11 protein-coding genes are annotated in these 13,093 nt (G+C 73.5%); 5 read left to right on the top strand and 6 right to left on the bottom strand.

Annotation, left to right across the window (positions count from 1 at the left end; genetic code table 11):
* Positions 1-36 precede the first annotated feature (36 nt).
* Positions 37-654 carry a DedA family protein gene (locus O7628_RS13070; protein ID WP_278130625.1) on the top strand — a complete coding sequence of 206 codons (618 nt, stop codon included), beginning with the start codon at positions 37-39 and terminating at the stop codon, positions 652-654.
* 72 nt (positions 655-726) lie between these two features.
* Here O7628_RS13070 and O7628_RS13065 read toward each other — a convergent pair whose 3' ends face one another.
* Together O7628_RS13065 and O7628_RS13060 are read right to left on the bottom strand one after the other, a co-directional pair.
* Positions 727-1,953 (bottom strand): hypothetical protein, encoded by a 1,227-nt coding sequence (locus O7628_RS13065; RefSeq protein WP_278130623.1) that lies wholly within the window; start codon positions 1,951-1,953, stop codon positions 727-729.
* Between the two features lie 94 nt (positions 1,954-2,047).
* A complete protein-coding gene (locus O7628_RS13060) occupies positions 2,048-2,683 on the bottom strand; it encodes a TetR/AcrR family transcriptional regulator (RefSeq protein WP_178062815.1) in 636 nt (211 codons plus the stop codon).
* A gap of 73 nt (positions 2,684-2,756) precedes the next feature.
* On the opposite strand from O7628_RS13060, the gene O7628_RS13055 reads away from it, so the two are divergent.
* The 3 genes from O7628_RS13055 to O7628_RS13045 all read left to right on the top strand — a co-directional run bounded on the left by O7628_RS13055 (position 2,757) and on the right by O7628_RS13045 (position 6,124).
* Positions 2,757-3,209: an SCP2 sterol-binding domain-containing protein gene (locus O7628_RS13055; protein ID WP_278130622.1), complete on the top strand. Its 453-nt coding sequence runs from the start codon at positions 2,757-2,759 to the stop codon at positions 3,207-3,209.
* A 2-nt stretch (positions 3,210-3,211) separates the two neighbouring features.
* Positions 3,212-4,426, top strand: a complete 1,215-nt coding sequence (locus O7628_RS13050; RefSeq protein ID WP_278130620.1) for an acyl-CoA dehydrogenase family protein — start codon at positions 3,212-3,214, stop codon at positions 4,424-4,426.
* A gap of 135 nt (positions 4,427-4,561) precedes the next feature.
* On the top strand, positions 4,562-6,124 hold the full coding sequence (locus O7628_RS13045) for an AMP-binding protein (protein WP_278130618.1): 1,563 nt from the start codon (positions 4,562-4,564) through the stop codon (positions 6,122-6,124).
* On the opposite strand, the gene O7628_RS13040 is transcribed toward O7628_RS13045, so the two are convergent.
* The 4 genes from O7628_RS13040 to O7628_RS13025 form a co-directional block, all read right to left on the bottom strand.
* Positions 6,112-7,863 carry a hypothetical protein gene (locus O7628_RS13040; RefSeq protein WP_278130616.1) on the bottom strand — a complete coding sequence of 584 codons (1,752 nt, stop codon included), beginning with the start codon at positions 7,861-7,863 and terminating at the stop codon, positions 6,112-6,114. The two genes, O7628_RS13045 and O7628_RS13040, sit on opposite strands and share 13 nt — an antisense overlap.
* Positions 7,864-7,955: 92 nt before the next feature.
* Positions 7,956-9,206: a phosphoribosylamine--glycine ligase gene (gene purD, locus O7628_RS13035; RefSeq protein ID WP_278130614.1), complete on the bottom strand. Its 1,251-nt coding sequence runs from the start codon at positions 9,204-9,206 to the stop codon at positions 7,956-7,958.
* Between the two features lie 174 nt (positions 9,207-9,380).
* Positions 9,381-10,439, bottom strand: a complete 1,059-nt coding sequence (locus O7628_RS13030; protein ID WP_278130612.1) for a type IV toxin-antitoxin system AbiEi family antitoxin domain-containing protein — start codon at positions 10,437-10,439, stop codon at positions 9,381-9,383.
* A gap of 198 nt (positions 10,440-10,637) precedes the next feature.
* Positions 10,638-11,927 carry an adenylosuccinate synthase gene (locus tag O7628_RS13025; RefSeq protein ID WP_043961166.1) on the bottom strand — a complete coding sequence of 430 codons (1,290 nt, stop codon included), beginning with the start codon at positions 11,925-11,927 and terminating at the stop codon, positions 10,638-10,640.
* A gap of 122 nt (positions 11,928-12,049) precedes the next feature.
* Here O7628_RS13025 and O7628_RS13020 point away from each other — a divergent pair, with 122 nt between their 5' ends.
* Positions 12,050-13,084 (top strand): hypothetical protein, encoded by a 1,035-nt coding sequence (locus O7628_RS13020; RefSeq protein ID WP_278130611.1) that lies wholly within the window; start codon positions 12,050-12,052, stop codon positions 13,082-13,084.
* Positions 13,085-13,093: the final 9 nt, after the last annotated feature.

The raw sequence follows: 13,093 nt of genomic DNA, 5'->3' as shown, positions 1-13,093 counted from the left end.
CCCCTTCCTAACGCCGCGACGGCAGAGCATGAGGGCATGCAGTCGGTCCTCGGCCTGCTCCACGACACGATCACCTCGCCGTGGGTGTACCTGGTGATCTTCGCGGTCACCGCCGTCGACGCCGTCTTCCCGGCGGTGCCCGGCGAGACGATCGTGGTGACCGCCGGGGTCTTCGCGGTCGGCGGGAAGCCGGACCTGACCATGGTGATCGTGCTCGCCGCGGGCGGCGCGCTGGCCGGCGACCACCTGTCGTACGCCATCGGCCGCCGCGGCGGCGCGCACCGGCTGGCCCGGTTGCCGGCGGACAGCCGGCGGCGCGCCGGGTCGGAGTGGGCCCGCCGGGCGGTCGACCGGCGCGGCGGCATGATGCTCACCACCGCCCGCTACGTCCCCGGCGGGCGCACGGCGGTGACCCTGACGATGGGCGCGGTCCGCTATCCGCTGCGGTCGTTCGTGCTCTTCGACGCGCTGGCCGCCGGCACCTGGGCGGCGTACTGCGGGCTGCTCGGCTACTTCGGCGGGCTGGCCTTCGAGCGGGAGCCCGTGCTGGGCATCCTGGCCGGGATCGGGCTGTCGGTCGCGATCACCGGCCTGCTGGAGGCCGCCCGCTGGTGTCGGCTCCGCGCCCGCCGCCGCGCCGCCGACCGGCGCTGAGCGACCCACCCGGCTGGCCGGGCCCTGACCGGCCTACGGCCCCGGCGGGTCGGAGGCCGGGGCCGTCGAGGGTCAGGTCGGAGTGCCTTCCAGGTAGGCCAGCATCGCCTCCCGGCTGCGCGGCAGGCCGTAGTCGCCGACGAGCAGGCTGAAGTTGCCGAACGTCGAGCCACCGATCAGCCACACCTCGGGCGACCGGGCCAGCACCTCGACGAGCCGACGCTGCCGGGGGGCCAGCGCCGCACACGGCACACCCCTGGCCAACCTGCCGTCGGGAAACGCCAGGCGCAGGGCCTCGGCCGTCACCGGCAACGTCTGCTCGCCGGTGACGGCGGGCAGCCGGTCGAGCAGCGCGTCGAACGCCCGATCGGTGTGCCGGGGGCCGAGCAGGCGCAGGGACAGCCCCGCGTACCCGTGGAGGTCGCCGTCGAGGAACGGCACCTCGGCCCCGTCGGCCGCCAACCGGTTTCCCGGACCGGCGGCCGTCCAGGCGAGCAGCTCGTCGACCGTCGCCTGGTCGGCGTCGACGCCGAGCACCCGGGCCCGGCCGACCGCGGCGGCCCAGCGGATCACCGGGCGCGGGTCGGTCAACAGGCCGGCGTCGGGCGCGGCGCCGAGCAACCCGGCCGCCACCAGGGCGGTCGCTGCCTCGTCCTCGTCCACCTGTGCCGCGGCTTCGGCCGCCGCGACGACCGCCGGGAGGCTGCCGGCCGCGTCCTCCGGGAACCAGGCGAGCGCGTACGCCGCCCCGGCGCGCAGCCCCGGGTCGTCGTCGGTGAGCAGGTCGCGGAACAGGGGCACGCCGGCCCGCACGGCGTCGTAGACGGCCAGCTCGACGTAGGCCCACAGCCGCTGCTGATCCGCCTCGTCGAGCGACTCCACGTACGCGTACTCGACGTGCTCCTTCTGGGTCTCGTCGTCGCCGTGCCACGGCGGCGGCTTGGCGGCGAGCAGCTCCCGCCCGCCGGCGGCGGCCCGGCGGAACTCGGCCACCGGGACGCCCTCGGGCAGCCACCGCTCGTCGTAGCCCACCGCGAGCGCCGTCACCAGGTAGAGCATCAGCTCCCGGTCGGGGGTGGCCGGGTCGGCGAGCAGTTCCAGCAGGAACGGCACGGCGTACGCCGACGCCTCGTAGCGGGAGCCCTGGTGGAAGATGTTGGCGTAGAGCGCGCCGAAGGCGGCCTGCCGCTCCTCCTCGGCGGGCGAGCGCAGGGCGCGGAGTTGGCCGGGCACGTCCCCGGCCGAGCCGTAGGCGTGGCCGAGCCGCCGCCAGTCGATGTCGTCGATTCCGTCGAACACGCGCCCATCCTCGCGAACCCCACCGACATTCCCTGGTCCGGCGGGTTAACAGGGGGCCCTTCCTATACGGAAAGCGTTAACAAGGTGCCCTTCCTTACCCCTCGGGGTGCCAGGTGAGGCCGCGCAGGAGCTGGTCGGCGCCGAGCCAGGCGACGTTCATCATCCGGGTGGCGGTCTTCTCCGGGTCGGCCTCCGGGTGGTCGGCGAGCCAGTCGCCCAGCGACTCGCTCGCGCCGACCAGGGCGTACGCGACGACCTCCAGGTCGGTGGCGCTCACCTCGCGACCTCGGGCGCGCAGCGCGTGGTCGAGCATCCCGGCGACCACCTCGACGAGCCGGGCCCGCATGGCGGCGAGTTCCCCGGCGAACGGCTGGGAGCCGCGGGCCTGCCGGTAGAGCACCGCCCAGCCGTCGCGGTGCGCCCCGACGAAGCCGAAGAACGCGCGCAGCCCGCGCCAGAGCCGCTCGTCGGCGTCGAGGTCGGGGGCGGCGGCCCCGGCGATCGCCTCCATCATGCGGGTGCCCTCGCGGTGCAGGCAGGCGACGAAGAGCTCCTCCTTGCTGCCCAGGTACGCGTACACCATGGGTTTGGAGATGCCGGCGTCCTCGGCGATCTCGTCCATGCTGGCCGCGTGGAAGCCGCGTCGGGAGAAGACCCGGACGGCCGCGTCGAGCATCTGCTGCTCGCGTACGGCCCGGGGGAGGCGCTTGAACGTGGGGGTGCCGGGCACCTTGCGAGCATACCTACTCGTGCGTAAGGTTACGCTAGAGTAACCACAGTCACCGCGCGAGAGGTTCCTTTCCATGACTGACTTCGACCCGGCCAACTTCGCCAACTACGGCCCCAAGGAGTTCGCCCAGCTGGTCAAGTCCACCCCTGACGACAAGATCGTCGAGGTGATGTCCGGCGATCTGCGCGGCAAGGTCCTGAGCGAGGTCTTCGGCCGGATGCCCACGCTGTTCCGCGCCGACCGGGCCGGCTCGACCAGCGCGGTGATCCACTGGGGCATCACCGGCCGCCCCGACGGCGGCACCGACACCTACGAGATCGTCGTCGCCGACGGCGCGTGCACGGTCAACGAAACCCCGCAGCACGACCCCAAGCTGAGCCTCACCATGGGCCCCCTGGAGTTCCTGAAGATCGTCTCCGGTGGCGCGAACCCGGTGATGATGTTCATGACCGGCAAGCTGAAGGCCAAGGGCGACCTCGGCCTCGCGGCCAACATCGCCAACCTGTTCGACATCCCCAAGGGCTGACGATGGCCGAGTTCTCGCTCGACCTGAACGAGGAACAGCGGGACCTGCGGGACTGGGTGCACGGCTTCGCCGCCGAGGTCGTGCGCCCGGCCGCCGCCGAGTGGGACGAGCGCGAGGAGACCCCCTGGCCCGTCATCGCCGAGGCGGCGAAGGTCGGGCTCTACGGCTTCGAGTTCCTCGCCACCTGCTGGGCCGACCCCACCGGCCTGTCCCTGCCGATCGCCAGCGAGGAGCTGTTCTGGGGCGACGCCGGCATCGGCCTGGGCATCTTCGGCACCTCGCTGGCCGTCGCCGCCATCTACGGCGCGGGCACCCCCGACCAGCTCGTCGAGTGGGTCCCCCAGTGCTTCGGCGACGCCGACTCCCCGGCCGTCGCGGCGTTCTGCACCACCGAGCCGGAGGCCGGCTCCGACGTCGGCGCGATGCGCACCCGGGCCGGCTACGACGAAGCCACCGACGAGTGGGTGCTGCGCGGGCAGAAGGCGTACGCCACCAACGGCGGGATCGCCGGGGTGCACGTCGTCACCGCCTCGGTCGACCCGACGCTCGGCTCGCGCGGGCAGGCCGCGTTCGTCGTACCCCCGGGCACCGCCGGGTTGAGCGCGACCCGGAAGCTGCGCAAGCTGGGGCTGCGCGCCTCGCACACGGCGGACGTCTTCCTCGACGACGTCCGGGTCCCCGGCCGCTGCCTGCTCGGCGGCAAGGAGGCCCTCGACGAGCGGCTGGCTCGCGCCCGATCCGGCCAGAAGGCCTCCGGCCAGGCCGCCATGCGCACGTTCGAGCTGTCCCGGCCGACGGTCGGCGCGCAGGCGCTCGGCGTGGCCCGCGCCGCCTACGAGTACGCGCTCGACTACGCCAAGGACCGGGTGCAGTTCGGTCGGCCGATCATCGAGAACCAGGCGGTCGCGTTCGCGCTGGCCGACATGAAGATGGAGATCGACGCCGCCCGGCTGCTGGTCTGGCGGGCCTCCTGGATGGGGCGCAACAACCGCCCGTTCACCGCCGGCGAGGGCTCGATGTCCAAGCTCAAGGCCGGCGAGGTGGCCGTGTCGGTCACCGAGAAGGCCGTGCAGCTGCTCGGCGGGGCCGGCTTCCTGCGGGACCACCCGGTCGAGCGCTGGTACCGGGACGCCAAGATCTACACCATCTTCGAGGGCACGTCGGAGATCCAACGGCTGGTGATCTCCCGCGCCATCTCCGGCGTCCACGTCCGCTGACCCGGGCCGGCCGGCTCGACCCCAGTCCCGACCCGGGCCGGCCGGCTCGACCCCACCCAGTCCCGACCCAGACCCGACCCGGTCCGCGCCGCACGGTCGCCGGGCGGGTCCCGCACGCCCGAGGGAGGCCCGCGGATGGATCTGACGTTCACCGTCGCCACGCTGACCCGGCGCGGGCTGCTCACCCCGGGCCAGCCGATCCGGGTCGCCGCCCAGCTCAACGCGCTGCGCCGGTGGGGCTGGAGCCTCGCCGGCGAGCTGCGCCAGGCCGCCGCCCGGGACCCGGGCCGCGCCGCCGTCGTCGACGAGCAGGGCGCCGAGCTGACGTACGGCGCCCTGCTCGACCGCGCCGAACGGCTGGCGAAGTCGCTGCGCGGCGGGCTCGGCGTGCACAGCGGGGACCGCATCGGGCTGCTCTGCCGCAACCACCACGGGCTGATCGAAGCCATGGTCGCGGCCACCCTGCTCGGCGCGGACGCGGTGCTGGTCAACACCGGGCTCTCGCCCGCGCAGCTCGCCACCGTCGCCGAGGAGCAACGGCTCAGGGTCCTCGTGCACGACGCCGAGTTCGCCGAGCGGACCCTCGGCCTCCCCGCCGACCTGCACCGGGTCGACGAGGCCCGGCTGGCGGAGCTGATCGCGGCGGCGCTGCCCGGCGACCTCCAGCCGCCGCCGCGCGAGGGCCGCACCATCGTGCTGACCTCAGGCACCACCGGCGCGCCCAAGGGGGCACGCCGGCCCACCCCGCACGGCTTCGGCCCGCTGGTCTCCATCATCGACCGCATCCCGCTGCGCGTCCGGGACACCGTGCTGATCGCCGCGCCGCTGTTCCACACCTGGGGGTACGCGGCCCTCCAGGTCTGCTTCGCCCTGCGGGCGACGATCGTGCTGCACCGACGCTTCGACCCGACCGCCACGCTCGACGCGCTCGTGGCGCGCCGCTGCGACGCCATGTTCGCCGTGCCGGTGATGGTGCAGCGGCTGATGGAGGTGCCGCCGCCCGAGCCGAGGCCGCCCCTGAAGGTGGTCGCCCTCAGCGGGTCGGCGCTGCCCGGCGGGCTCGCGCTGCGCTTCATGGACACCTACGGCGACGTCCTCTACAACCTGTACGGCTCGACCGAGGTGTCCTGGGCGTCCATCGCCGGCCCCGCCGAGCTGCGGGCCGCACCGACCACCGCCGGCCGCCCGCCGCACGGCACCCGGCTGCGCATCCTCGACGACGAGGGCCGACCGGTCCCCGCCGGCCGGGTCGGGCGGATCTTCGTCGGCAACGAGATGCTCTTCGAGGGCTACACCTCGGGTGCCGCCCGGGAGAGCCGGGACGGGCTGCTGGACACCGGCGACCTCGGCCGGGTCGACGCCGACGGGCTGCTCTTCGTCGACGGGCGGGCCGACGACATGATCGTCTCCGGCGGGGAGAACGTCTTCCCGTCCGAGGTGGAGGACCTGGTCGCCCGGCTGCCCCAGGTGCGCGAGGTGGCCGTGATCGGCGTGCCCGACGACGAGTACGGCCAGCGGCTCGCCGCGTTCCTCGCCCTGCACCCCGGCGAGACCCTCGACCCGGAGGCGGTCCGCGAGTACGTCCGGCACTACCTGGCCCGGTTCAGCGTCCCCCGCGACGTGGTCTTCGTGAAGTACCTGCCGCGCAACGCCACCGGCAAGGTGCTCACCCGCGAGCTGCGCCGCTACTTCGCCTGACCGGGCGACCGCTCGGCGATGAGTTCGTCCAGGGCAGCCGTGAGGTCGGTGCCGGTCGGCACGATGCGAACGTAGAGGCCGGTCAGTGCGCCGGCGAGTTGCGCGTTGAGGCCGCCCTGACCGATGCCGCCACGGTAGAGGTGCCGCTCGACGGCCACCACCGCGTGACCGTCCCGGATGAGCAGGTCCTCGACGCGGGTCGGCTTCATGGCGTTGACGAGATAGGTCCGAGGGTCCCGCGCATAGTCGATGATCTCCAGGCGCTCGCGGCCGAAGGCCCGGTCGAGCATCCGCTGCGCACCCCGCAACCGGGCCGCCCCGTGGCCGATGACGGCCCCCCGCGCGTCCGAACCACTCTCCGTGGTCCGGGCGATGGCGACCTTCGTCCGGGTGCCGACGACCCGCGCGACCTTCATGATCACGACTCGTCCCGAGCACAACTCGTCGACGAAGACCCCCAGGATTCGGGTCACCAGTTCGGGTGCCGTGGCGGACAGCACCAGCCGACCGTCTGGTCCCGGCCGCACATCGGTGACCATGGCGGTCACCCGGTCGCCGGCCGACCATTCGACCGGCTGTACTCCCTCGGGCAGGTCACCGTGGCGCGGACGGAACAGCAGGGCGGCGTGATTGCGGCCGCCATCGTCGACCGTGCAGGTGTAGCCAGCCGTCTCCACTCCGGTGACGCGTGCGGTGACCGTCGCGCCGACCTCCACCGCCGCGTCGTCGTCGAGGACGAAGCTGACCGCCTCGTCCGGGGCCGACTCGCGCGTCTCGGCCACCAACGCGACGGGTGCCAACTCCCACTGGGGACAACTCTTGCACCTGGCTCGGTTGTCGTCGGTGACCTGCACCGTGTCCGCCAGGGTGCTGTCCGGATACGCGCCCGACCACGGGCAGCGCCACTTCCCGGACTCGCCCTGGGAAAATCCGAGCCGCTGGAGAACGGACACGACATCCACCCGGTTGGCCTCGGCGATCCGCCGTAGCCGTGGCGAGACCTCTCGCGGTGCCACGACCGTCGCCGCGTCGGCCGCCGACCGACGCTGCTCCTCCTGATACCGTCGGGCGGCCTCGACGACCGCGTACAGGTCGATGCCCTGAAGTGGGTCGTCCTTCCTGGTCGGCACGGGCTCATGGCCGGTCGACAGGTGCGGGAAGCGCTCGCCCTTGGGACGCCTCCGGATCGCCGCCAACCGGACGAACGCCTCCACCGCCGGTCGGGTCCCAGCGGGCGCCACGAACCGCAACCGGTTGGCGTGCCTGATCACCGTCACCTGGTCGGGGTCGTTCCCTTCCAACGGGACCCAGGGGATGCCCTCCGGCGGCGGACCGCCCGCCTGGGCCCACGGAAGCCACTTGGGTGGGCGGCCCGCATCAGGCAGGTCACCGGTCGCCCAGTCCGGCCTGGAGAGTTCGAGCACCGTGCCGCCCGCGTAGACATCGACATGCCGGCCCGCGAGCCCGTACAGCGCCGCATAGAGCACGAGCGTCTCCCGCTCGCCGCCAGTGTCGTCGTTCGCGAGGAGGACCACCCGGGACTTGAAGTCCGCGCGTCCCAGGCCGCTCCGCTCCAACGCCTCGACCGCCCGACCGACCGGATCGTCGTCCCAACCGTCGCCGAGCCGGAGGTCGACCGTCTTCACGCCGTTCGGCGCCGCAGGGGCACCGGGACAGCGGATCGCGAGATCGTAGCCACTCAGCCCGCGAGACGCGCTCCCGATGAAGGCCATCGACAAAGGCTACTGCCGCAGAACGTCGCCACACGCATACGCGAACGTTCGCGCAGATTCCCGACATTCGGGTTGACCAGCGACCGAATGGCCCCCGGTCAGCCGGGGATCGTGATCCTGCCGTCGACGGCTGCGGCGGCGATGTCGGTGCGGTGGTGCGAGCCCGCCAACCCGATGCCGCCCACCAGCTCGTACGCGGCGTCGCGCGCGGCGGCGAGGGTGGGGCCGGTGGCCGTACCGCAGAGGACCCGGCCCCCGGCGGAGAGCAACGCGCCGTCGCCGGCCCGGCGGGCGGTGCCCGCGTGGATGACGCCCGGGCGGTCGGCGCCGGTGATCACGTCGCCGGTGCGCGGGGTGCCCGGGTAGTTGCCGGCGGCCACGACCACGGTCACCGCCGCGCCGTCGCGCCAACGCAGCGGCGGGTGGTCGGCCAGGGCGCCGGTGGCGGCGGCGTGCAGCAGGCCGCCGAGCGGCGTCTCCAGCAGCGCTAGCACGACCTGCGTCTCCGGGTCGCCGAAGCGGGCGTTGAACTCGATCACCCGGGGGCCGGCGGCGGTCATCGCCAGGCCGACGTAGAGCAGGCCGGCGAACGGGGTGCCCCGACGGCGCATCTCGGCCAGCGTGGGGTGGACGACGTCGGCCATCACCTCGTCGACGAGGCCGGGCGGGGCCCAGGGCAGCGGCGCGTACGCCCCCATGCCGCCGGTGTTCGGCCCGGCGTCGTCGTCGCCGACGCGCTTGAAGTCCTGCGCGGGCAGCAGCGGCAGCGCCGCCTCGCCGTCGGTGACCACGAAGAGGGAGACCTCGGGGCCCGCCAGGTATTCCTCGACGACGACCCGGCCACACTCGGCGGCGTGCGCCAGCGCGGCGGCCCGGTCGTCGGTGACGACGACGCCCTTGCCGGCGGCCAGCCCGTCGTTCTTCACCACGTACGGCGGGCCGAACTCGTCAAGCGCCCGCGCCGTGCCCTCCGGGTCGGTGCAGGTGTACGCGCGCGCGGTGGGCACCCCGGCGGCGGTCATCACGTCCTTGGCGAACGCCTTCGAGCCCTCCAGGCGGGCGGCCTCGGCGGACGGCCCGAACGCGGCGATGCCCTTGGCGCGTACGGCGTCGGCGACCCCGGCCACCAGCGGCGCCTCGGGGCCGATCACCACCAGGTCGACGCCGGTCTCCACGGCCAGCGCGGCCACGGCGGCAGGGTCGGCGGCGTCCACCGGCCGCAGCTCGGCGACCTCGGCGATCCCCGGATTACCCGGCGCCGCGATCAGCACCTCGACGGCCGGATCGGCTGCGAGCCCCAGGGCGAGCGCATGCTCCCGCCCGCCACCACCCAGAAGAAGTACGCGCACGCCCACGGACTCTACCCACCCCACCCTGTCCCCACCCTCTCCCCTCCCCGCCCCCTCCCCCTCTCCCCCTCCCCGCCCCCGCCCCCTCTCCGGTGATCAAGAGGTTTGCGTCAAGTTTGATCTTCGACGTGACCGATTTCTCTTGATCACCGACGGGAGGCGGGTGGGGGTGGGTCAGTGGGGGGTGGATAGGGCCTGGCGGACCTCCCAAGGGATGTAGTCCGGGTTCAGGGTGTCGGACCAGGTGAACCGGAGCACTCGCCACCCCGCGTTGACCAGGCGGTTCTGCCTTCTGCGGTCGGTCAGGAGCGCCTCCGGCGAGCTGTGCGGGCCGACCCCGTCGGCTTCGGCGATCAGCCGCGCGGCGCGCCAGCCCAGGTCACCGATGCCGAGGAGGTGACCGTCCCTGTCGCGTACCTGGAGTTGCAGCGTGTCCGGGGGGACGCCGCCGTCGGCGCACCTCAGCCGGGACCGGGTCTCCAACGGTGACTGCGCTCGACCGTCCGCCTCGCGCAGGTACCCCCGAGCGGCAACGGCACCACGTCGCCCCCGGATGAGCGCCCCTGCCGTGAACAGGTCGTCCGGGGTGAGAAGCCCTCGGTTCAGTGCCGAGTCGAGCACGGACACGGCCGGGTACCGGTCCTGCCGGAGGATCACGTCGGTCACGCTACGCAGGACAGAGGTCACGGGAATGCCGGCCACCCGGACGATGTCACCCGGAGCCGTGGTGAGCTGGTGCACCGTCAGGGCCGGATCGCTGTTCCGCTGCGGGCGGGGACGGTCCACCGGCACGGAGACGTGGACGGTGGAGCTGCGGCGCAGGCCGGCGATGCCGTGCAGCTCCAGTGCCGTGTCGAGCACCGCGAAGGCCCCCGGCCCGAGACTGGCCACCGCAGCACGGACCCGGGCCCGGGTCGGCACCGGACCGCCCGGGCCGACACCCAAACCACCCGAATCGCCCAGGCTGACCGGGCCGTTCAGGCCGCTCAGTCTGCTCGGGCCGAAAGCAGGACCGCTCGGGCTGCTCGGGCCGCTCGGGCTGCTCGGGCCGAAAGCAGGACCGCCCAGGCCGCCAGCGGGGGCGAAGCAGCCACGGGCCAGTCGCGTCCACCGGCCGGACCGCCAGAGCTGCCGGATCTGGTCCCTGCTCAGGCCGGCCGCCTGCGCTTGGGCGAGGGTGATCATGCCGTCCTGCTGGGCGGCGACCTGGTGGATGAGTTCGAACGGCGTCACCGCCCAACCTTGCCCTGCCCACCCCCAACCCCTCGACCCCTGTGGACAACCCTGTGAATATCGACGCCCACCACTCGGTGATCAAGAGAAATGCGTCACCGCAGAGATCAACGGTGACGCTTTTCTCTTGATCACCAACGAGGGGTCCCGGGCGGGCCCGGGGAGGGTGGTCAGGGGAGGGTGGTCAGGGGAGGGTGGTCAGGGGAGGAGGGGGTGGCGGGTGACGTTCTCCTCGCGGCCCGGGCCCACGCCCACCACGCTGACGCGGGTGCCGCAGAGCTCCTCGATGCGCGCGATGTAGCGGCGCGCGTTCTCCGGCAGCTCGTCCTCGGTCCGCGCCTTGGTGATGTCCTCCCACCAGCCGTCGTGCTCCTCGTAGATCGGAGTCGCGTGGTGGAAGTCGGTCTGCGTCATCGGCATGTCGTCGAAGCGCTCGCCGTTGATCTCGTAGCCGACGCAGAGCGGGACCTTCGGCAGGCCGGTGAGCACGTCCAGCTTGGTGATCACCAGGTCGGTGACGCCGTTGAGGCGGCAGGCGTACCGGGCGACGACGGCGTCGAACCAGCCGCAGCGGCGCTCCCGGCCGGTGGTCGTGCCGTACTCGTGGCCGACCTTGCGCAGGTGCTGCCCGTTGTCGTCGAACAGCTCGGTGGGGAACGGGCCGGAGCCCACCCGCGTCGTGTACGCCTTGCTCACCGCGATGACCTTGTTGATCGCGGTCGGCGGGATGCCCGCGCCCACGCACGCCCCGCCCGCCGTCGGGTTCGACGAGGTCACGAAGGGGTACGTGCCGTGGTCCATGTCGAGCATCGTGGCCTGGGCGCCCTCCAGCAGCACCGTCTCGCCCCGGTCCAGGGCGTCCCAGAGCATCACCCGGGTCTCGGCGATGTACGGCTTGAGCCGCTCGGCGTACGCCAGGTATTCCTCGACGGTCGCGTCGACGTCGATCGCCTTGCGGTTGTAGACCTTGAACAGGATCTGGTTCTTCTCGCGCAGGGCGAGTTCCAGCTTCTTGCGCAGGATGCCCGGGTCGAGCAGGTCCTGGAGCCGGATGCCCATCCGGGCGACCTTGTCGCCGTACGCCGGGCCGATGCCCCGGCCGGTGGTGCCGATCCGGGCGCTGCCCAGGTAGCGCTCGACCACCCGGTCCAGGGCCCGGTGGTGCGGCATGATCAGGTGCGCGTCGCCGGAGATGCGCAGCCGGGAGACGTCCACGCCGCGCTCGGCGAGGCCGTCGATCTCGGTGAGCAGCACCTTCGGGTCGACCACCACGCCGTTGCCGATGATGATCATCGCGCTCGGCGAGAGCGCGCCCGACGGCATCAGGTGCAGCGCGTACTTCTGCCCGTCCGGGGTGATCACCGTGTGGCCGGCGTTGTTGCCGCCGGAGTAGCGCACGACGTAGTCGACCCGCTCACCCAGCAGGTCGGTAACCTTGCCCTTGCCCTCGTCGCCCCACTGAGCGCCGATGAGCACGATCGCTGGCATCTTCTCCGCCTCCAGAAGGCTCGGGTGCCAGGTGGCGACCGGTAAGCGAGCCCGGGGTGTCAGGCTAACAAGAGGTCACGGCGGGACCGGCAGGGGTTCGTCGACAGGCAGGAGGCTCCTTCGTGTACGACGTGGTGCTGCTCACCCTCGGCTCGGGGCGGGACGCTCCCGGCGGGGCCTGCGGCAGCGGCGGAGCCTGCTGCGGCGACGGCGACGGCGGTGACGCGACGACCGGCGGCCGGGCGACCGGTGACGACGGTCACGCCCCCGCCGGACAGCACTGCGAGACCCCCCGGGTGCCGGTGCTGGCCTGCGCGGACGCCCTGACCGCCCGGGGCGCCCGGGTGGAGGCGGTCACCGCCCGCTCGGACGCGGAGATCGACGAGGTGCTCGCCCGGCTCGACGGCCCGCCCCGGCCCGACGGGCTCACCTGGCCCGACCCGGACTCGAAGACCCGGCTGGTCGTCGCCACGGCCAGCGACGGCCAGTTGCGCGCCGTCGTGCGCCGGCTCGTCCGGCGGTACGCCCCACCGCCCAGCCGCCGCCCGGCCGACCTGCCCGGCAACCGCACGGTGCCGGACCTGCCGCCGGTGGGCGTGCTCCCGCTCGACCCGGCCCGGGCCGGCGGGCAGCGTGACCTGGCCGCGCAGCTCGGCCTGCCGCGCGACCCGGCGGGGGTGGCCGCCGCGGTGCTGGACGGCACCGTCCGGCGGCTGGACCTGCTGCGCAACGACGGCGGCTCGGTGACCCTGGACGGCGCGCTGATCGGCGCCGCCGACGACGCCGGCCGGCCGCTGCACTGGCGGGGACGCGTCGAGGTGGACGACGCCGTGCTCTCGGCCGGCGACGACCCGCTGCTGGCCTGCGCGATCGGCAACGCGGCCGGGTACGCCCGGCTCGACGAGCTGCCGCTGCTCACCGCCGGCGACCCGACCGACGGGCTGGTCGAGGTGGCGGTGGCCGTTCCCGTGGTGACCCGCTCGACGTTGGGTAGGAAACGGGTGCGGTTCGAGGTACGCCGCGCGCGGGGGCGCGCGGTGGCCGTCGTGCCGCGTGACGAGCGGGTGCCGTACCTCGACGACGGGGTCGAGGGCGAACTGAGCCGGAAGCGGTCCTGGTGGGTCGAGCCCGCCGCCTGGGCGGTCTACACGGCCTGACCCGGCGCG

Origin of the sequence: Micromonospora sp. WMMD956, from assembly GCF_029626125.1 — a bacterium.
Classification (GTDB): domain Bacteria; phylum Actinomycetota; class Actinomycetes; order Mycobacteriales; family Micromonosporaceae; genus Micromonospora; species Micromonospora carbonacea.
Note: the sequence above shows the minus strand (reverse complement) of the source record. Positions and strands in the feature narration are given on the sequence as shown.